The organism is Sandaracinus amylolyticus, assembly GCF_000737325.1.
Lineage (GTDB): Bacteria > Myxococcota_A > Polyangia > Polyangiales > Sandaracinaceae > Sandaracinus > Sandaracinus amylolyticus.
The window spans coordinates 8,532,264-8,553,324 of sequence record NZ_CP011125.1 but is presented as its reverse complement, the minus strand read 5'-3'; the positions used below and the strand labels follow the sequence as shown (position 1 = coordinate 8,553,324).

Below are 21,061 nucleotides of genomic sequence, written 5' to 3'. Positions count from 1 at the left end.
TCGGCGGAGGATTCCATGCTGTCGAGGATCGAGACCGTCATCGCCGCGCTCGCGCTCGCGGGCATCGCATCGTTGGGCTGGGCCGAGCCCGCGCTCGCTCAGCCAGCCGCGGCCGCGCAGCACACCGAGGCGATCGCCGCGCCGCCCGAGGAGGACGCCGACGACGAGGTGTTCACGATCCAGCTCGGCGGTACGCTGAACTTCGGCAACAGCCGCTCGCTGCAGCTCGCGGGCGCGACGAACTTCCTGATCCACCGCGACCAGCACCTCTTCACGCTCGATCTGCAGGCGACGCTCGGGCTCGCGGCGCTCCGCGACAACACGACGCGCGAGTGGTCGGACTTCGAGGACAACGCGCGCAACATCCTCGGGCGCCTGCGCTACGACTTCTTCCTCGATCCCGACGACGCGCTCTTCGCGTCGGTCGGCGGGCGCCACGACACGTTCGCGGGCCTCGACTTCCGGTTCCAGGGCCAGCTCGGCTACCTGCGGAACATCTTCCGCGAGGGCCCGGCGAACGAGCATCGCCTCTGGGGCGAGCTCGGCTTCGACGTGACGGTCGACGATCGGTATCCGAACCCGCTGCCGAACCCCGCGGCGGATCCCGAGACGTGCGGGATGGTGATCGACGGGATGCCGACGCCCGCGTGCTTCCTGCCGAACCTGCAGGACCAGTACTCGGTCCGCGTGTTCCTCGGCTACGACAACCACATGAACGAGGCCTGGCAGTTCCGCACCGGCCTCGAGGCGCTCTTCGACGTCGTCGACGGCGAGAACGTGCGCCTCACGTCGATCAGCGAGTTCCGCCTGCGCATCGACAACAACCTCGCGGCGGGCCTGCGCTTCACGCTGCTGTTCGACAACGTGCCGGTTCCGGGCACCGACTCGGTCGACACGACGACCGTGCTGACGCTCGTCTACACGCTGCTGTGATCGATCAGTCGTCGGCGGGCGCGGCGCCGTCGCAGTAGCCGGTGAGCGGCGCGCAGACGCCCTGGACACCGGCGCGCGGATCGGCGCCTTCGCACCTTCGGCTCTGGCACTCGTCGGCGGCGTTGCACGCGGCGCCGTCGGCGAGCCGCGCCTCGCAGCTGCCGCGCGTGCAGTAGTAGCCCTCGGTGCAGCGGTAGGTGCAGGGCTCGCCGGGGCCGGGGATCGTCTGGCAGTTGCCGTCGCCGATGCCGCCGGTCTCGCAGAACCCGGTCTGGCACTCGTAGTCCTGCGTGCACAGGCCGCCGGACGGCACGAGGGCGGTGAGCGCTTCGCCGCACGCGCCGGAGATGGCGGCGACGGCGAGCACGCCGCCGCGGTACTCGCTGCACGTGAGCGCGCTGATCGAGTCGATGCATGCGCGCGCGGCGTCGGCGTCGTACGCGGCGCGCGTCGCGCCGACCGACGCGCTGATGCCCTCGCCGGTGATGCGGCCCCGGAGGAGCGTCACGCACTCGTCGAAGGTCGCGGGCGGTCGCCCGAACGGCGCGAACTCCTCGCGCAGCTCGGTCGTGTCGCAGCAGTCGAAGGCACGCTCGCAGGCGATCGTGATCGCGTCGGCCTCGAACTGCGCGGGGTCGACCTCGGATGGACCACACGCGGAAGCGAGGAGCGCGAACGCGAGAGACGTCGAAGACGAAGACTTGCGCATCCTGCTCCGTCGCTTCGGCCCGCGGCGCGGCGATCGCAAGCGCGTCGTCGCGCGCACGCGCATTTCGCAATTCGGACCGGCGTGATGTCGGCACTGGGCGCGACGAGCTGTCGAGACCTCACAAGCGTCGCCTGGCTTCGGAGACGGACCGACGGGCATACGATTTCTGCCGGTCGCTCACGGGGAGACGGTCGATGAACCGGAGCAACTCTGCGGGCACCGCGCTCGCTCGGAGCGTGAACCGCGACCGGAGCCCGTTCTCTCGCACGCGCGCGAGCCACGCGAGCGCGTCCTGGCTCGAGAGCCCCGAGCGGATGAGCGCGAAATAGATGTGCGCGAACTCGTCCCCGATCGACGTCGCGAACGTCAACGGGTTGTCGGTGTTGACCGTGAGGAGCACCGGCACGTGCCCCGCTTCCTCCCTCCCGGGAATCGGCTGGAGCCGGAACGCCGGGTGGTCGTCGATCGCGAGCAGATCGCCGATCAGCCAATTGCTCGAGGGGTTGCTCTCGATGACGATCTCGAGCCGTCCGAGCTCGCCGCGCAGCTTGCCCTGCACGCGCTCGAGCAGCTCGAGCTCGTCGGGATCGGTCCGCACCTCGACGAGCTCGATGCTCCGCTCGAAGAGGTCTCGGCTGGTCACGTGAGCGTGCATCAGCCGCTCGGCCTCGCTCAGCCCGGTCGGTTCGGGCCCGATCGGGAAGGGAAATCCGAGCGCCAGCAGCCGATCGCAGTCGTGGCGCAGCCGCCGCGCGCGACGCACGTCCGACAGCGACGCGCCCCGGAGCGCGCCGCCGAACAGCCGGCTCGCGAGCAGCTCCGCTTCCTGCTCGACCTTCGCCAGCCGCTGCGCGCGCGCGTCGATCGCTCCCGACGCGTAGAGATCGATCTCCCACAAGAGGTCATCGAGCCGTTCCTCCAGCGGCTGCGGCATCACCTCGGCGCGCTCCGCCGCGCGAGCGGGGTGCATGCCCAACGCGACCGCGTGGCCGATCCGATCGCCCGGTCGGAGCACCCGGAACTCCACCAGCTCGTGGATGCGACGGAGACCCTCCGTCAGCCGTCGGTACTCCTCGCCCGCATGAAACGTCAGCCGCAGCGGCTCCACGTTCCACTCCGGCTTCCGCGTCGCGCAGCGCTCCGCCGCCCGCATCCCCGCCTGTCGCAGCCGTCGGAGCAGCGGCAGCACCGGCCACAGCGGGATCGCCAGCTCCTCCGCCGCGACGTCGAGCCCTCGCAGCAAGAGCAAGAGCTCGGGGGTTCGCTCGAGCGCGTCCTCGGTCGTGACGACGAGCGTCTCTTGCTTGCGATACCAGGCGCCATAGCGCGCGCCCGCGTGCAGCGCGCGCGGGTCGCCCGTGACGTGTTTGCGGAGCGTGGCGTCCTTCGTGACGTGGAGCACCAGGCCGACTTCGGTGTCACGGTGGAGCGGCGCGCGCCGCTCGTTGAAACGAGCGGCCGCGAGCGCGGCGCGATACGCGATGTCGTAGAGCTCGCCGGCCGTCGAGGGCGGCTTCAGGCGCAACTCAAGCGAGCGCAGCGCGACGCCCTGCGACTGATGCTCGAGCGCGGTCTGGAGCGCGTTCTTTCGCGCGTGGCCCGAGAGCGCGGCGGTCCGCCGCGAGTAACGGCTGAACCAGCCGAGCCCCCCGGTCCCGGCTTCCATCGTGACGGATCGAAACACGGCGCTGCGTGCGCGGACGTATTGCCAGAAGAGCTGCGCGAAGAGCGGATCGCCGACGTCGTCTCGCTGTCGCAAGTAATCGAGCGCGTCGTACGTGAAGCACATCTCGGCGGGGAGGCGCGAGCTCCCGTCGTCCAACGGGTCGTCGATCGACCCCGCGTCGCGTGGGCACCGCGGCGCGAGCCGCGAGTACGCGGCGCGCAGCACCGGTGCGTCGGCGTGCGTGCCCGGACGGCGCAGCAGAACGTGCCTCGCGTCGGCGATCGGCGCGGCGAACACGCCGAGATCTTCGCGCAGCGTTCGCTCCTGATCGTCGAGGTGCTCCGCGAGCCTGGTGGCGCGGGGGCAACGGAGGAAGCGCGCGAGCAGCAAACGCACGATCGCGGTCGCGACGAGCACCTTGTTGAACTCACCGGGCGAAGGCGCCCAGGTCTCGGTGGCGCGCAGCGGGGGCAACGCGCCCCGTAGCTCGCCCATGAGGTTGCCCCAGACGGTGGAGAATCCGACCGCGGTGCCCGCGTGCAGGTGCGTCTCCGCCACGCCGCGCGAGAGCTCCTCCGCCAGCGCCGGCGACGCGAGCGACACCGTCGCGGTGATCGGCGGGCGGCGCGCCCGCGACCACCACGCGGCCACGATCAAGTCGCTCGGCAGCTCCAGCGAGAGCCAGCGGAACCGGCGAACGCGAACGTCGCGATCAGCGCCGCGAAGCCCCATCGCCGCCGCATCGACGTCGCGCTCGTCGGCGTCGCGGATCACGAGGACGCCGCCCGCGAGGTCGAGGTGCTCGCGGGCGAGCTCTTCGACGTGCCGGCGCAGCGGGATGGTCGCGTCCAGCCCGATGTTGCCGAACCATGCCGACGACACGAGCGCGCGGATCGCGTCGAGCGAGAGGCCGCGCGCGCTGCGGGCGAGCTCTTCCTCGAGCGCGTCGTAGAGGGGCGCGGTGGCTCGCTCGGGGCGGCCGTTCTCGCGCTTGAGCTCGACCGTGCGCGCCGCGAACGCCGCCGGGCTCGCGAGCGGCCACGCCAGCGCGCGCGCGATGAAGCGATGCTCGTAGCCGTCGCGCATGTCAGCGCGCCCACTTGAGCCACGGGTGATCGGGCACGCCGTCGTCGATCGCGCGGAGGATGGCGTTCGCCACCGCCGGCTTGTGACCTTGCGCGACGATCGCGCGCTTCCGGCGCTCCTGGCGCTCGGCCCACGGCAGCACTACCGGGCTGTGGTTCGAGAGCGCGTCGAGCAGGAAGAACGCCCGATCGGGCGAGAGCCCGCTCTCGGGCGCCGCCATGAGCACGAGTCCTTCGTACAGCCAGCGCTGCCACGCCTCGTAGCGCGGTCCGCGGTGGTCCACCGAGCTCCGCGTGAAGGCGAGCTTGACGAGCTCCTGCCATTCGTTCGGGGGCATCGGCGTGACCTCCGCGACCCGCGATCCGCTGGTCCGCTGCCTCTTCCCGAGCGAGACGCACGCGTCGATGAAGACGAACGCCAGCGCATCGACCACGGGCTGATCGAGGGGGCGCTTCCGCCGCGCGAGCTGGTCGATCGCGGCGTACCACCGGTCGTCCATCAGCTCCCAATCGTAGAGCGCGGGCCACGGCGGGGCGGGCCACTTCGTGACGAACGAACGGTCGGCGACGTGGTGCTCGAGCTCGAAGCCGTCCCACACGTCCCTGGCGCCGAGCGAGGGCATGTCGTCGTCGCCGAGATCGCGCGAGAGATCCCACAGCATGCGGAGGAACGTGTCGGCCAGCGGGTCGAGCGAGGAGTCGTCCGAGCCCTTCAGCACGCGCTCGATCTCGAGCGCCCGCGCCGTCGCTACGCGTGAGAGCGCCCCTTCCAGCTTCGCCGCGGCGACGCGCTCGACGCGGAACGCGTCCTGGGTCGGATGGTCCGGGTCGAAGAACACGCGCGCCTGCGACGCCTTCTGCCTGCCCAGCCAGCGCCAGACCTCGAGGAGCACGTCGCGCGGACCCTTCTTGGGGTCGCTCCGCACGTGGCCGATCAGCGTCGCGAGGAGCTGCTGGAGCGCTGGCGGAGTGCGCGCGAGCAGGGCCTCGCGGCGGCGGGTTCGCGCGTAGCCGAGCAGCGTTGCGGGCACCTCACGCGTGAACGAGTCGGTGTGGACCACGGGCACAGCGTCGAGGACCGCCTGGAGGAGCTCGTCTGCGCTCCGCTGGCGCACGGGATAGCCCGACACACTCGCGTCGATCTCGCTCGCGATCTCGTCCGCCTCACCGTCGCGCACCGGGTCGCGCCTCGCCGCGGCCGCGCGCCGGAGGGCGTCTGCGATCACCCTCACTCGGCGGCGTGCGACGCGCTCGACCCAGCGCTCCTCGTTCTCGCCCCAGTAGCGGACCGCACCCCGGATGGCGTCGTAGACCGCGCTCGCGTCGCGCGCGCCGAGCCCGTACTCCGGTGCGCACACGACCGGCAGCGCGTCCACGACCCAGCGCCGGACCGGGTCGTCGCGGTGCAACGCCGAGCGCAGGTCTTTCGAGATGCGGTCGATCACGAAGGCGTACGCCTTCGCGGGATCCGACTTGAGCTCGGGGACGAGCGGCTCGCGGAGGATGCCGGCGGCCGCGAGCACCGCCCCCACGTACACCGCCAGAACACAGCCCCCGTGGATCTTGTCGTACGCGATCTCGGCGAATCCTTTGCCATTCGCGACGTTCTCCCACTCGTCGCGGAGCCGCTCCGACCAGACGAAGCCCATCCACTCCGGCTGCGGCCAGGCCAGCTCGAGGGGCTCCCGGCGCCCGTGCTCGTAGCGGGTCTTCACGAAGAGGCCGTCGAGCTCACGCGGCACCGGCGCACGGCCTAGGAACGCCGCTCGCCCTCGCGTCGACGCGACGTCGACCGCGAGCACGAGCGACGCGAGCAACGCGCTCGGCAGCGGCGCCTCGTGGCGCCCTCGGTCCTCGCGCCACGCCGCGTTCGTCCAGAACAGACGCCCTCGCGCCGGAGAGCGGAGCACGATGCTGGCGGGCCCGTGAAGCTCGATCACGTCGATCGATCGGAAGCCGCGCCGGATCTCCAGGGACGCCGCGGCGATCGAGAGCTCGCCGCGCTCCCCGAGCGTGACGACCTCGTCGAGCTCGCGTTGCTCCGACGTGGAGAGGCCGCTCCGGCGCACCGCGTCGCGCCAGAGCTCGTGAACGAGCCGTGCGACCGTCGTTGCCGGCGTGGTGCCGTCACCGCTCCGAGATCGATCTGCGACGAAGCGGACGAAGTCCTGCAGCGCGCGCAGGCGATCCGGGAGCAGCGCGGCGAGCCGTCCCGGGCGCTTGCCGTCCAGAGTGAACAGCTGCGCCATGTTGAGCTCTTGGTCCCCGAGCCGGATGCCGCTCGGGTGATGCAGGGCGAGCATCACGGTCGTGCCGTGACCCACGCTTCCGCGCCCGCCTCCCTCGCTCCAGATCTTGAGGCGATCCGCGGGCGCGATCGGGCCCACTTTGCACCGATGGTGCGGCGGGATCGCGCGATCGTAGTGCTGGACCGCGAGGTCGGTCGCGCCGTGCGGCTCGAGCCGCGCGCCCTCCGCCCAGTGAGGGTGGATGTTCCGCAACGGCGCGTAGAGACCCGCGAGCAGCTCGGCGCGTAGCACCGTCTCGAAGAGCGTGGAGTCTCCCGTGAAGATGAAGGCGAGCCGCGGGTGGTAGAGCACTCGCGCGAGCGAGAGCAGCTCCCAGATCCGCCGTGGGTTCATGTCCGCGTCGTCGACCGGGATCACGAAGAGCGGCTCGCCGCAGCCGTCGAATCGACCGCGCTCGTAGCGCTTGCACAGCGCGTCCATGAAGCCCCGGAACGTGAGGTCGAGATCGAGCCCCAGGCGCGCTTCCTCGATCAGCTCCATCGCGTAGACGGAGGGCTCCACGTGCGCCTTGCGCGCGCCCGCCGTGCCATCCCAGCTCGCGAGCGAGAGCGCGAGCTGCTCGCTCGCGCGCTCCAGCTTCTCGCGCTCTCCGCGGTCCACCTCGCCATCGCGGCGCGGCGGCGACGCCCCGCGCTCGCCGCAGCGTCGCTCGCTGCCGAGCTCCTCGGCGACTCGGAGCAAGCGTCCGATCACCAAGGCACCGAGGTTCGCGCCGTCTGGGAGGGGCTGCAGATCGAGGATTGGCAGCGGGATGATCCGGCCGCGCGCTTCCCGTCTCTCGACGAGCTCGACGTACCCTCTCGTCCGCGCGTCGTACTTCGCCGCCGCTTCGTCCCGGTCGTTCCGGAAGCCCCCGAACGCCGCGGCCGCGAGGCCTTCGATCAGCGACACGAGCACCGCGGTCTTGCCGGATCCACGCGACCCGTCGATGAGGATCACACGGTTCTCGCGCTCGAAGTCCACCGCCGCGGCGAAGCGCGTATCGCGGCTCCGTGGGTGTGGTCCCTTGAGGTCCGACGTGGCCATCGCGGCGAGCAGGTCGAGCATGCGAACGACCGCTTGCTGCTGGACCGAGATGAGCTCGTCGTACGGGAAGACCGACGCTTCTCGTCGTGGAGCGAAGACCTGATCGGGCACGCGACCCCCTCGTGTCGTGTCGGCGCGAGATTGTACGCGACGGCCGCGTGAGCGGAAAATTGTCCGCCACCTCGCGGAGCGCTCGCCGGGTGAGAAGTCGACAGCCGCGTCGCGGAGCGCGCAGACTCGCACCGATGACGCCGCTGCCGTTCGTTCGGGCTTGGGAGACCGCCGTTCGGACCGCGCTCGTCGCCAAGCCCCAGCAGGCGTTCACGAACCCACTGCTCGTCCACGGGCCGAAGCGGTACGGCAAACACACCGCGATGATTCGGCTCGAGGGCCACGGGCGCGTGCGCTGGGCCAGCGCACGCGAGGTGCCCGCGCTGGTGAAGGACCGCCGCGTGGACGCCGACGTGCTGGTGCTGAGCGGTCTCGAGGAGCTGCCGGTCGACCTGCTGCAAACGATTGACGACTGGGCAATCGATATCAGCAGAGGCACGGCGGATCCGGTGAGACTGGTGCTGGTCTCGAGCGTCGCGCCACTCGAGTTCTCCCCGTCGTATCTGCTCGCGGGCGTGACCCCTTTCGCCGTGCCTCCGGTCAGCTCGGCCGAGGCGCATTCACTGGCCGCTGCGGTCGGCGCGGCGATCAGCCCCGCCGACCTCAGCGCCGTGCTCACGCTCGCGGGCGGCCACCCCTACCTGATGGTCCAAGTGCTCTCCGCCGTCGCGCGCGGGGTCCCTGTGCTGCACGCGCTCGATCCGAAGCGGTCGGACTGCCCGTTCGACGACTGGGTGCGGGCGCTGTGCCGCGAGATCGAGGGCGGGACGCTGGAGGAGCTGTTCCACCTGCCGAGGTACGGCGGGGCGTTCCGGCCCGACGAGTGGATGAGGTTGCGGAGCTGGGGCTTGGTCGACGGCTCGCCTGGCAATCCCACTCTGGCGGTGCCGCTCTTGTCGACGCTGGCGAGGTGAACGATGGCAGCTCGGTTCGTCGCAGGGCGCCCGGTCCGCGTCGGCCGCGATCTCTTCGTGCCGCGTCCCGAGATCGCCGCGCTCATCGATGCGCTGCGCAAAGGCCACGCGTGCACCGTCTTCGGCCCGGCGCGGCTCGGCAAGACGAGCACGTTGCTGCTCGCGCAGGAGGAGCTTGAGCGCGAGGGCCGGCGCGTCGGCTATCTCAAGCTCCATGAGCGGGAGGTCAGCGATGCCGAGCACGCAAACAACATCGTCCAACAGCTCGCGACAGAGCTTCAGATCCCCGACCGCCCATCGGGCGACCTCCGCGCGCGCCTCACCGCCGTGCTCGCCGCGGCGCTCGCGGCGCCGAAGCCGTTGGTGCTTTTGATCGACGAGATCAACTTCCTCGGACCGCAGCTCGCGGGCGACGTACTCGGCACCCTACTCGACGTCTGCGAGCGCGCTGGCGGCCGCCTCGCCGTCGCGCTCGCGGGCATGTGCCGGCCCAGCGATCTCGGGCCTGCCGCGGCAAGCGCCCTGGCCCTCTTGCCCAACGTGGACCTTCGCGACCTCGACCCCGCGGGCATGAGGGCCGCGCTCGAACAGAGCGAGCTCCAAGGGACCATCGACATCCCGGTGCTCGCCGATCGGCTCGGCGAGTGGACCGGCGGTCATCCCTACCTGTTCCAGCGCCTGTGCGAGGCGATCGCGCGTGGCGACCGAGAGGGCTCGGTCGATCAGCGGGTCCACGCGGCCGCCCAGAACCTGTTGGGCAGGAACAAGGCGCAGAAGTCGAAGGACGCCGATCCACTCCTCTCGTTCATGCGCGATCAGATGGAGCAGCTTCACGCAGCGCCCGCGCAGCGCGCCCAGGCGCTGTCGCTCTACCGGCGCCTGCTCGATGGGGAGCTTCCCGTCATCGACGCGCGCGACGCGGCGCAGCGCGAGGCGGCCGAGCTTCTCTGGTTCGTCGGTCTGGCGCGCCGCGTCCCGATCGAGGGTGACGCGTCGCGGCTGCGCCTCCAGCTCCGCGGCAGGTTGATCCAAGAGGCGTTCGACCGGCGCTGGCTGGACCGCGAAGAGGCGCTGCTCGAGCGCCCGTTTCGCGATGTGAGCCGTGAGTGGCTCGCGTCCGGCCGATCGCCGCGACACCTCCTGCGCGGTGACGCGCTGGCGCGCGCGAGGCAGTGGCTCGCGGCGAACGAAGCGACGCTCGAGGAGCAAGCGTTCCTCGACGCGAGCGAGCTCGCAGTGCGCACACGCCGCCTCAGGGTCGCGCTCCTGGCGACTGCGTCCACGGTGATCGTCTCGCTCGTGGCCGTCGTCGGGCTGTCCGTCACGAGCGCGGAGCGGGAGCAGCGGATCAGGGATCTGGAAGCGCAGCTCGCGCCGGTGGAGCCGCGCGGCGATGTGCAGGGCATCGAGGACCAGCTCGCAGCCTTGCGGAGCGCGATCGGGCAGGTCACCGAGCCGCAGGAGCGTGAGGCGTTCGAGGCGCACATCAGCCGGATTGAAGGCGAGTTCGAACTCTACGTCCGAGGAACCGACGCGCACGCACAGACGATCATCGAGGAGCGCGAAGCGCTGCGACGCGATCTGGCGGTGCGCACGCAGCAACGCGACGATGCGCTCCGCGACCTGGCGACGCACACGGAGGAGGCGTATCGAGCGCTGACGACGCGAACGCGGGAACGCGACGACGCGCGCGACGCGCTGGCCTCGCGGACGCACGAGCGTGATGATGCGCGCCGGGACCTGACGACGCGAACGGCGGAGCGCGACGAGGCGCTCGCAACGCTGGCGACGCGCACCCAGGAGTGCGCTCAGGCGTTTGCGGCGCTGACGACGCGCATCCAGGAGCGCGATCAGGCGAGTGCTGCGCTGACATCGTGCACGCGAGAGCGCGACCAGGCTCGTACCGAGCGCGACCAGGCGAATGCTGGGCTGGCGTTGCGCACGCAGGAGCGTGACCAGGCTCGCGCGGCGCTTGCGACGTGCGAGCAGGAACTCAGACCTGAGCGTCCTTGAAGCGGCCGCTCGACGTCGGCGACACTCGCGGTGATGACCTCCGCTCCGCCGCTGAAGCGCGCCTGGGAGACAGCCGTTCAGAACGCGCTCGCCGTCAAACCCGAGCAGGGCATCCCGAACTCCGTGCTCGTCCATGGGCCGAAACGGTACGGCAAGCACACCGCGATGACGCGGCTCGCGGGCTACGGGCGCGTGCGCTGGGTCAGCGCCCCGGAGGTGCCCTCGGTCGTGAAGGACCGACGTGCGGATGCCGGCGTTCTGGTGCTGAGCGGTCTCGAGGAGCTGCCGGTCGATCTGTTCCAGACGATCGACAACTGGGTGATCGACATCGTCAGGGGCAAGGTGGAGCCCGTGAGGCTGGTGCTGGTCTCGACCCTCGAGCCACTCGAGTTCTCTCCGCCGTACCTGCTCGCGCGCGTGACCCCGTTCGCGGTGGCTCCGCTCAGCTCGGCAGAGGCGCAGTCACTGGCTGCCGCGCTAGACGCGCCGATCAGCCGCGCCGACCTCACCACGGTGCGCACGCTGACGGGCGGTCACCCGTACCTGATGCTCCAAGTGCTTTCTGCCGTCGCGCGCGGGATGCCCGTGCTGCACGCGCTCGATCCCAAACGGTCGGATTGTCCGTTCGACGACTGGGTGCGGACACTGAGCCGCGAGATCGAGGGCGGGACGCTGGAGACGCTCTTCGAGCTGCCTGGTGGGACACTCCGGCCCGACGAGTGGCTGAAGCTTCGGAGCTGGGGCTTGGTTGCCGGTTCGCCTAGCAACCCCACGCTGGCCGTGCCGCTCCTGTCGAAGCTGGCGAGGTGAAATCATGAGTGCTCGTTTCGTCGCAGGGCGCCCGGTCCGCGTCGGCCGCGACCTGTTCGTGCCGCGCCGCGAGATCGCGGCGCTCATCGACACACTGCGCAAAGGCCAAGCGTGCACCGTCCTCGGCCCGGCGCGGCTCGGCAAGACGAGCGCGTTGCTGCTCGCGCAGGCGGAGCTCGAGCGCGAGGGCCGGCGGGTCGGCTACGTCAAACTGCCCGAGCGCGACCGCGAGCGCGACGTGAGCGACGCCGAGCACGCGAAGACAATCGTCCAACAGCTCGCGAGCGAGCTCCAGGTCCCCGAGCCCCCGCCGGGCGAGCTCCGCGCGCGCCTGACCGGCGTGCTCGCCGCGGCACTCGCGGGGCCGAAGCCGCTCGTGCTCCTGATCGACGAGGTCAACTTCCTCGGACCGCAGCTCGCGGGCGACGTGCTCGGCACCCTGCTCGAGCTCAGCGAACGGGCTGGAGGTCGGCTCGGCGTCGCGCTAGCTGGCATGTGCCGGCCCAGCGATCTCGGGCCTGCCGCCGCGACTGCAGTCACGCGCCTGCCGAATGTCGACCTCCGCGACCTCGACCCCGCGGGCATGAGGGCCGCGCTCGAACAGAGCGAGCTCCAAGGGACCATCGACATCCCGGTGCTCGCCGATCGGCTCGGCGAGTGGACCGGCGGTCATCCCTACCTGTTCCAGCGCCTGTGCGAGGCGATCGCTCGAGGAGAGCGAGAGGGCTCGGTCGATCAGCGGGTTCACGCGGCCGCCCAGAACCTGTTGGGCAGGAGCAGGACCCAGAAGCCGAATGACGCCGACGCGTTGTTCGCGTTCATGCGCGATCAGATGGAGCAGCTTCACGCTCCGCCCGCGCAGCGCGCGCAGGCGCTGTCGCTCTACCGGCGCCTGCTCGACGGGGAGCTCCCCGTCGTCGACGCGCGCGATGCCGCACAGCGCGACGCAGGCGAGCTGCTCTGGTTCGTCGGGCTGGCGCGCCGCGCCGCGATCGAGGGCGACGCATCGCGGCTGCGGCTCGAGCTCCGCGGCAAGTTCATCCAGGAAGCGTTCGACCGACGATGGCTGGATCGCGAAGAGGCGCTGCTCAAGCGCCCGTATCGCGACGTCAGCCGCGAGTGGCTCGGGTCGGGCCGGGCACCGCGTCACTTGCTGCGCGGCGACGCGCTGGCGCGCGCGAGGCAGTGGCTCGTCGAGAACGAGGCGACGCTCGAAGAGCAGGCGTTCCTCGACGCGAGCGAGCTCGCCGCGCGCACACGTCGCCACAGGGCGGTGCTCCTGGCGGCGGCGGTCACGGTGATCGTCGCGCTCGTGGCCGTCGCCGGGGTGTCGGTCGTGAGCGCGGAGCGGGAGCAGCGGATCAGGGACCTGGAAGCGCAGCTCGCGCCGGAGGCGCCGCGCGACGACGTACGAGGCGTCGAGGACCAGCTCGCAGTCCTGCGGAACGCGATCGGGCAGGTCACCGAGCCGCAGGAGCGTGAGGCGTTCGAGGCGCACATCAGCCGGATCGAGAGCGAGCTCCGCCTTTTCGTCCACGAAGCCGACGCGCGTGCACAGACGATGCACGACCAGGCGGTAGATGGGGGAATGCGTGCCCTGGCGACGCGTACAGCGGAGCGCGACCAGGCGCGGGACGCGGTCGATGGGGGAGCGCAGCAGCTTGCCCGAATGCGACGCGAGTTGGACGCAGGAGTGCAGGCGCTTGCTCGGGTCATCCGGGAGCGGGAGGATGCGCTCGACGGAGGAGCGCAGGCGCGCGGCGCGCTGGCGACGCGCACCCGGGAGCGGGAGGATGCGCTCGACGGAGGAGCGCAGGCGCTTGCTGCGCTGGCGACGCGCACCAGGGAACGGGACGACGCGCTCGACGGAGGAGCGCAGGCGCTTGCTGCGCTGGCGACGCGCACCCGGGAGCGGGACGATGCGCTCGACGCAGGAGCGCAGTCGCTTGCCGCGCTGGCGACGCGCACCCGGGAGCGCGACGACGCACGCGACGCAGGAGCGCAGGCGCATGCTGCGCTAGCGACGTGCACAGGCGAGCTCGACGACGCGCGCGCGGCGCTGCGGGCCTGTGAGCGCCGATGTCCCTCCGACTCGACGACTCCCACCTCGCCGCCGCCTCACGACACCTCGCCGTCACAGGAACCTCCCGGATAACCCTCGGGCCCTTGACGCCCCCGCGCGTACCGAGCGAGCTTGACGCGTCCACAGCACGGGGGAGCAACGTGGCGACCGCACGCGGGAAGAAGAACGCCGGTGGGGCCAAGAGGAACGCCGGTCGGGCCAAGAAGAACGCCGGTGGGGGCCGGACGGACGCCGCCGAGCCTCGGACGAATGGCGCCGAGCCCTCAGCGGTCGCGGAGGCGGACGAGTTGGAGCGGCCGCACTTCGAGCCAGTCGTGCTCGCGCCGGCGGAGCGCTCGGATCGCTCGGTGGAGAGCTTCGACGTCGCGCTGAAAAACGCCGAGGTCCGCTTGAAGCTCGCGTGGAAGTACCGCGCGATCCTCGACCCGGCGCTGCCGCGAGGCTTCCATGCCGCGGCGTGGACCGCGTTCGACCGTCTCGACGCCTCGCGCCGCGATCGGATCGCGGGCGCGCCCGGGGCGGCCTCACCGCTCGGCGAGCTGGCGCGCAAGCTCTCGACGCTCCGCGCGATCGTCGAGGACACCACGCGCCCCGGCGACCCTGCGCGCGACGCCCTCGGCTTCGGCGCTCCGATCAAGCCCACGCGCGCGTTGCCGAGCGAGGCGCGCGCGATCGTGTCCGGCGCGCGCAGCGTGCGTGCCCGGTTCCCTGCGCTGACCGATCAGGTGCTGCAGGCCGCCGAGGACGCGATCGAGCTCGCGGACTCGCATGTCACGGGCGCGAAGCGCGCCGAGGTCGACCGCGCAGTAAGGCGCGCCGATGACGCCGACGACCTGCAGATCGCGCTCGACGTGCTGCTCGATCGCCTGGACCACCTCCGCGCTGCCGCGCGCGCCACGTTCTCCGAGACCCGGCCTCGCCTCGCCGACGCGCTCACCGCGCCGATCGAGCCTCGGGCTCGCGAGACCGCAGCGGCGAGCCCCGCGCAGCCGGTCTCGCCCGAGAGCTGATCGACCCGTTCCTCTGCTGACGTTCACGTCCGCGCGGGTGCGCTCGGACGCGGGAGGGTGCGCGCGATGGCCGAGCGGCTTGGAAAATTCGGCTCGATCGAGATCGTCCAGGACCCGACGCGCTCCGCGGTGGATGGCGATGCGCCATCGAGTGCGTTGCGCGTCGTCGAGGACGAAGACGAGCACGGCTACCGACGGTGGGCGAGGTCGGCGTCGGTGCTGCCCACGACGCGATCGAGCCAGCGGCGACTGCTGCAGCTGAAGCTCGACGTGGACCCCGCGGATCTCTCCGCGGTGGTCGAGCACTTCGGTGAGCTCGCTGGCGACGTCGGGGTGAAGCAGATCTTGGCGCTCGAGCGAAAGCTGCTCGGGGCAGGCGGAGATCGGCTCGAGCAGTGGAACGGCGAGTGGGAGACCGTCGCGGGCGCGGCGAGCACCGGCGAGCGCGCGACCGTGTTCATCCACGGCTTCGCCTCCACGCCGGAGGCGGCGTTCAAGAACCTCCCGGCGTCGCTCGGCGGTCCACTCTTCGCACTGCGGCACCACACGCTCGGCAAGAGCCCGATCGACAACGCGATCGCGCTGGCGAACGCGCTGCCTGGCGGCGCCATGATCGATCTCGTCACCCACTCGCGCGGCGGGCTCGTCGGTGAGCTGATGTGCCGCGCGAACCTGTCCCGCGACGAAAGGCAGGACGCGCTCGTTTGGCTCGCGCGCGCCGAGAACCCGGAGGCCAGGGCGCTCGCCGGCGTCCTCGAGACGCTCGACGGCGTGCTGATACAGAAGAAGCTGCGGGTCGGGCGCTTCGTGCGCGTCGCGTGCCCGGCGGCCGGCACGTCGCTGGTGGGGCGCTTGCCCGCGGTGCTCGGGCACATGCTCAACGTCACGCAGTGGGCGCTCCAGCTCGGCGGTGCGGACGAGGCGGCGTCGAATGCGTTCGCGTTCGCGAAGGCCGCGTTCCTCTCGATCATCGGGCGGGGGATCGACGCGTCGGTCCTGCCCGGCGTCGCGGCGATGCGCTCCGAGGGGCCCTTCGTCCGCGCGCTCGCGGCGACACGTCCGACCGAGCTGCCGCTTACCCCGATCGGAGTGGCGGCCGCCGCGGAGCTGATGACCGGTCCGGCGCGGTGGCTCTCGCTGCAGGCGTCGCGGCTGGTGTTCGCGAGCGACCACGACTTCGTCGTCGACACCACGTCGATGAGCGCGGGCTTCCCGAGACGAGCGCGGGAGCGCGGGTGGGTCCGCCGGCACCGCTCGCTCCACCACCTCTCGTACTTCGGCGATGGAGAGGCGCGGTCGGTGATCGAGCGCGCCGCGAAGGGCGAGGCAGTGCCGGAGGACGCGGTCGTGCGCATGCGCGCGTCGAGCGCTCCGCGCGGGAAGGTGCTGCTGCTGCCCGACGCGAGCACCACGCACTTCGAGCACAACGGCGAGGCGCGTTGGCCGTCCACCGCCAGCGTGCTCCACCAGCGCGACCCGAAGGGGGAAACGTGGACCGCGGCCCGGGCGGCGCCGTCCGCGCGGTACGACGATCTCGCGCAGGCGCTCGCGAGCGCGGGCTACGAGCTGGTCGCCGAGGGTGCGATCGAGCCGGACCAAGCTGTCGCGGTGATCGGGCACGGCACCGGTGCGGCGCGGCTGCCGAAGGATCATGGGCGCGCGCTCGCGCTCGGGCGCGCCGGGAACGTGGCGCGCCGTCGCGCCCTACTCCGCCGGCGGCTCGTCGAGCTCGCTCCGGCGAGCACCGAGCCGCTCCGCGACGCGCTCGTCGAGAGGGTCGTGGTCGATGCGAGCGAGGCTCCGCCTCCGGGGGTGCCGGTGGTGCTCGCCGCCGAAGACGAGGCGTGGCCGCATCGCGATCGCCAGGTCCGCGCCGGCGCGACGTTCGGGCGCTTGCTCGCCGATCCCGCGGTGCACGGCCTCGTGGTGCGCTTCGTCGAGGACGCAACGCTCCCGCCGAGCGCGCCCCCACGGGCGATCCCCGTGGCCGACGGTGCAGACATCCCCGCGCTGCTGCGGCTGCCCACCGAGCACGATCTCGTCGCCGCGGCCCTCGGTGACGAGCCCGCGGCGCCGGCGAGGCCGAAGGTGATCGCCAAGGTCGTCCACGGCGCGCTCTCGAGCGCCAAGGATCGCGGCGACGATCCGCCCACCGCGCTCGTGATCCCCCACTACGACGGCGAGCCTCTTCCGCGGCTGGGTCGGGTCGAAGGGTGGAGCCTCGTCGAGCGCCACCAGCAGCTCGGCGTCCTTCCGATCGGCGGCGAGGTCCTGGTGACGGAGGACGTCGCGATCGTCTCGCTGGGCTCGTCGTACGCGGTGACGGCGCGCTCCCTCGCGGCGATCGTGCAGCGCGCGCTGCTCCGGCTCTTCGTGCCGCGCGAGAAGAAGGCGGAGCAGAAGCTCGAACGGCTCGCCGTCGGGGTGCAGCTCGTCGGGTCGAGGCCCGGCGAGGGCGTGAGCGTGGAGGAAGCGGCGGTGGCGATCGCCGAGGGCGCGCACGACGCCGCGGACCAGCTCGGCATCGAGCTCGTCGTGAGGATCACCGAGCGGCACGAGGACCTCGCGATCCGCGCGACGCGGGCCCTCGCGCGCTACGCGTCGCGCGGCGAGCGGATCGCGACCGAGGCGATGGCGCGGGGGAGCGGGTACCTGGGGGCGCGCGCGGCGAGCGCGGGCGAGCGCCGGCTGACGCGCTGGAGCATCGAGTACCACGGGGCGCAGAAGCTGCGGTTCCGCGTCAGCGACGGGGGAGCGGCGCCGCGGACCCTCGAGCACACGGTGCCGAGCACGGTCGTGGACGGGCTCGCGCTCGTCCCACCCGACCTGAGGAAGGGCGCCACCGCGCTCGAGCTCGAGCTCGACGAGGTGAGCGCGAGCTACGCGTGGGAGTCGATCGTGGTGGACGGTGCGCCGCTCGCGCTGCGCCATCCCATCGTGCGGCGGCTGCGCGACGTGCGGGGGGGCGAGGGGCGCGAGGCGGTCGCTCATCGCGCGGTGGTGATCGGTGACCCCGCCGACGGCGGGGGAGAGCTGAGCGAGGCGCGGCTCGAGGCGATGGGCGTCTCGGGCCTGCTCGAGCGGGCGGGCTACGAGGTCACGACGCTGGCGCAGAGGAGCGGTGAGGACGCGGTGCGCGCGCTCTTCGCGGCGCCGGTGCGCATCCTCCACGTCGCCGCGCACGGCACCGCGCAGAGCGGCGGCAAGGTCGCGCTCGGCGGCGGGCTGTTGCTCGACGGAGCGCTCGCGTCGGCGATGGAGACGTGTCCGACCGTCGTGGTGTTGAACGCGTGCGAGGCGGGGCGCGTGGCGAGCAGCTCGATGTCGAGCTTGGCGGCGGCGTTCATGAGCCGAGGGGCACGGGTGTTCGTCGGCGCGGCGCGCAAGGTGCCCGACTCGCTCGCGCGGGTGTTCGCGATGGAGCTGTACCGCGGTCTCTTGGCGGGCGCGACGCTCGCCGACGCGGTGTGCTCGGCGCGCATCGCGCTGGAACGCGAGGACCGCGGGCGCGAGGTGTGGAGCGCGTACCAGTGTTACGGCGATCCGGCGTTCACGCTCCGCGGCGGGGGGAGCACGGAGCCCGGTGCGTTCGTCTCGGGCGCGGAGGTGATCGAGGTGGCGATCTCGATCATGGGGGACGCGCAGGTCGGCATGCGCGGCGAGCTGCCCGCACTGCGCGAGCGCGCGGCGGCGTTGCGCGCGGTGCTGGACGCGCCCGCGCTCGCGACCGGGAGGGCACTCGAGCGTGTCGCGGCGGTGCATCGCGCGCTGGGCATGGACGAGGACGCCATCGAGCTGTTCGTGCGCGCGCTGGGGTCGGAGGAGCCGCCGCTCACGACGGTCGAGTACCTCGCCGATCTGCTCTCGAGGAACGAGGCGAGGCCCGACGTGGAGCGCGCGGCCGCGCTGCTCGACTCGCTGCACCAGGTCCATCCGACGTCGGAGCGGTGCCGGCTCCTCGCGCAGGTGCGGCTGCATCAAGGCAGGGCCGATGCGGCCCTCGAGCTCTACGGCAGAGCCGCGGAGCTGGTCGAGCGCGAGCGCCGAAGGGACATCGACTCCCAACGCCTGCGCATCTGGGCGGAGCACCAGCTCGCGCGTCGCGCGCTCGGTCGAGGTGCGATGACGCACCCTCGACCGGATCTGCTGTCGGGAGGAACGACGACGGCGCGCGAGCGGCTGCCCGCGCTGCTCGCCGATCTCGCGACGGCGAAGGGCGAAGCCGTCGCGGAGATCGCCCGAGCGATTCACGCGGACGTGTCGCGACGCGCGATCGTGCTCGGGCAGCGCGCGACCCGCGATCTGCTCCGACTCTTCGCAGCGATCGGACCGGGGTTCCGCGAGCTCGCGGACGCTGCGAGCGCGCTGGAGAAGGAGGAGGCGTGACGATGATCCACCCGTACCTGCCGTACCTGATGCCGTACGATCCGAGCTTCCTGGGACGCGGCTTCGAAGTGTCGTTGCCGACGCTCGAGCCGAGCACGCTCGCGCAGGCCTATCGAGGAGGCGAGCCGCTCGACTACATCCACTACTCGCTCGTGCTGAACCGCCGGAGGCGCCTCGCTGTTTACGCGGCGTGCAACATCGATGGCGCGCGACGCGTGCGGGGCATCTCGAAGCGGCCTCGCTGGCAGCCCGATCCGCGAGCCGAGAGCGCGCAAACGAGCGATCGCGACGGCTACAGCGAGAGCGCGTTCGATCATGGGCATCTCGTGCGCCGGCTCGACGTGGTGTGGGGCGAGACGCCGAAGGAGGCGAAGCACGCCAACGACGCGACGTTCTTCCTCACGAACTCCGCGCCTCAGCACAAGAACTTCAACCAGGACGAGTGGGCGGAGCTCGAGGACTGGGTGCTCGAGCGCGCCGCGGACAACTCGTACCGGCTATGCGTGTTCACCGGGCCGGTGTTCGAGGACGACGACCCGCGATACTCGGAGCTGAGCGAGGAGGTGCTGGAGCGCATCGCGCCGGGCTATCGCATCCCGAAGGTCTACTGGAAGGTCATCGTCCTTCGTGACGAGCGCGGTGGGGACTCGCTTGCCGCGGCGTGCTTCGCGATGAGTCAAGTCGACGCCTGGAACGACAAGCAGGGTGCGAAGTACAACGAGCTCAAGACGTACCAGGTTTCGCTGCGGCGCATCGAGAGTTGGTGCGGGCTCCGCTTCGCCGATGCGGTGCGACGCGCGGACGTCCTCTCGGATCACGAGCTCGATCGCAACGCGTCGGTTGCGCCGGTTCCGATTCTCTCGGCAGACTCGATCCGGTTCCGGAGCCTGGCGTCCGAGCGCTCGCGAGGTACGTCGCGAGCGAGCGACTGCGGCTGCGAGGGCCCGGACCGCATCGCGGCGCTGGAGGAGAGGATCGCCGTGCTGGCGGCGGCGGTCGAGGCGGCGACGAAGGCGCAGAACACCGGGTCGGCAGCAGGGGACTGGCCCGAAGCGCCGCCGGTCGCTCCGCCCGAGCGGATCGCATCGCGCGCGATCGCGCGTGACTGGACTTCGGTCGTCGAGCTCGCAACGGACCAGCACGCGAAGGCGCGCTTGCTCGAGATCGGCGCGAGCGCGCCGCGAGTCGCGCGCCAAGTCGAGAGCGCGGATCGAATGGCCGAGCGAATTCTCGGAGGCGCTCCCGCCGCCGCCGGGGAGTTCCCCGACTGCGCGTGCATCGAGCTCGAGGGTCGCGGTTGGCAGTGCAGCGGCGTGCTGATCGCCCCGCGGCTCGTGCTCTCGGCGGCGCACTGCGACGCCGCGGGCCGAGTGACGCGCGTGCTGCTCGGCGGGCGCAGCGTCCACGGCATCTTCCTGGAAAGCGGGGATGTCGTCGAAGCAGAGGGGTCGGTGCGCCATCACGAGTACCGGCGCGGCATTCCGGGCGGCGACCTCGTGCTCGTCGTCCTGGCGAAGGAGGCGAAGCAAGCGGCGCTCTCGATCGCTTCGCGCGAAGAACTGATGAAGGAGAACGAGATCACTGCAGTGGGGTTCGGGAACGCAGACCAGTGGGGCAGCACCGGCTTCGGTGAGAAGCGGAAAGCCATCCTCCCGCTCGGCCCGGTGCCCCCCCGCGACAGCGTGAGTGCATACGAGGGGCTCGCACGCACGCTCAACTACTCTCCGCGTCTCGAGTTCGTCGCGGGTCGCAAGGGGCTCGACATCGACACTTGCAACGGCGACTCCGGCGGGCCCGTCTATGTGAAGATCGGGGCTGAGTGGAAGCTGGCCGGCATCACGTCCCGAGCGACGCGCGAAGCTGGGAGGCCGTGCGGTGACGGCGGCATCTACACACTCGTATCCGAGTACGTGAAGTGGATCGCTGACGTCGCTGCCCGACACGACATCAGCTTCTCGATCTGAGCCGCGGTTCGCGTTGCGCGCCGGACCCTGGGAGTGAACCGC

Annotated in this window: 11 protein-coding genes; 8 read left to right on the top strand and 3 right to left on the bottom strand. The window is 71.6% G+C overall.

All coding sequences use genetic code 11. The features are described 5' to 3' along the window. Nucleotides 1-15 precede the first annotated feature (15 nt). Complete coding sequence (locus DB32_RS36030) at nucleotides 16-933, top strand: DUF481 domain-containing protein (protein WP_053237197.1); 918 nt, start codon at nucleotides 16-18, stop codon at nucleotides 931-933. Between the two features lie 4 nt (nucleotides 934-937). Here DB32_RS36030 and DB32_RS36025 read toward each other — a convergent pair whose 3' ends face one another. From DB32_RS36025 to DB32_RS36015, 3 genes are all read right to left on the bottom strand, one after another. Further along, a complete protein-coding gene (locus DB32_RS36025) occupies nucleotides 938-1,642 on the bottom strand; it encodes a hypothetical protein (protein WP_157069783.1) in 705 nt (234 codons plus the stop codon). A gap of 118 nt (nucleotides 1,643-1,760) precedes the next feature. Then, nucleotides 1,761-4,394 (bottom strand): amidohydrolase family protein, encoded by a 2,634-nt coding sequence (locus DB32_RS36020; RefSeq protein ID WP_053237195.1) that lies wholly within the window; start codon nucleotides 4,392-4,394, stop codon nucleotides 1,761-1,763. 1 nt (nucleotide 4,395) lies between these two features. Further along, nucleotides 4,396-7,971: a hypothetical protein gene (locus DB32_RS36015; RefSeq protein WP_157069780.1), complete on the bottom strand. Its 3,576-nt coding sequence runs from the start codon at nucleotides 7,969-7,971 to the stop codon at nucleotides 4,396-4,398. A 2-nt stretch (nucleotides 7,972-7,973) separates the two neighbouring features. Between DB32_RS36015 and DB32_RS36010 the strand changes: the two genes are divergently transcribed. The 7 genes from DB32_RS36010 to DB32_RS35980 all read left to right on the top strand — a co-directional run bounded on the left by DB32_RS36010 (nucleotide 7,974) and on the right by DB32_RS35980 (nucleotide 21,019). After that, nucleotides 7,974-8,753, top strand: coding sequence for a P-loop NTPase family protein (locus DB32_RS36010; protein ID WP_053237192.1), 780 nt, complete (start codon nucleotides 7,974-7,976; stop codon nucleotides 8,751-8,753). Nucleotides 8,754-8,756: 3 nt separating this feature from the next. After that, the gene (locus tag DB32_RS36005) at nucleotides 8,757-10,766 is read left to right on the top strand and encodes an AAA family ATPase (protein ID WP_053237190.1); all 2,010 of its coding nucleotides are present in this window, start codon (nucleotides 8,757-8,759) and stop codon (nucleotides 10,764-10,766) included. Between the two features lie 33 nt (nucleotides 10,767-10,799). Next, nucleotides 10,800-11,576 (top strand): MalT transcriptional regulator family protein, encoded by a 777-nt coding sequence (locus tag DB32_RS36000; protein WP_053237189.1) that lies wholly within the window; start codon nucleotides 10,800-10,802, stop codon nucleotides 11,574-11,576. Then, nucleotides 11,515-13,731, top strand: coding sequence for an AAA family ATPase (locus tag DB32_RS35995; protein WP_157069778.1), 2,217 nt, complete (start codon nucleotides 11,515-11,517; stop codon nucleotides 13,729-13,731). The genes DB32_RS36000 and DB32_RS35995 overlap by 62 nt, the downstream gene beginning before the upstream one ends. Nucleotides 13,732-13,799: 68 nt before the next feature. Beyond that, nucleotides 13,800-14,669 carry a hypothetical protein gene (locus tag DB32_RS35990; protein WP_157069776.1) on the top strand — a complete coding sequence of 290 codons (870 nt, stop codon included), beginning with the start codon at nucleotides 13,800-13,802 and terminating at the stop codon, nucleotides 14,667-14,669. A 66-nt stretch (nucleotides 14,670-14,735) separates the two neighbouring features. Beyond that, a complete protein-coding gene (locus tag DB32_RS35985; protein WP_157069775.1) occupies nucleotides 14,736-19,055 on the top strand; it encodes a CHAT domain-containing tetratricopeptide repeat protein in 4,320 nt (1,439 codons plus the stop codon). Between the two features lie 2 nt (nucleotides 19,056-19,057). Beyond that, nucleotides 19,058-21,019 carry a DNA/RNA non-specific endonuclease gene (locus tag DB32_RS35980; RefSeq protein WP_157069774.1) on the top strand — a complete coding sequence of 654 codons (1,962 nt, stop codon included), beginning with the start codon at nucleotides 19,058-19,060 and terminating at the stop codon, nucleotides 21,017-21,019. The last annotated feature ends 42 nt before the right edge of the window (nucleotides 21,020-21,061 follow it).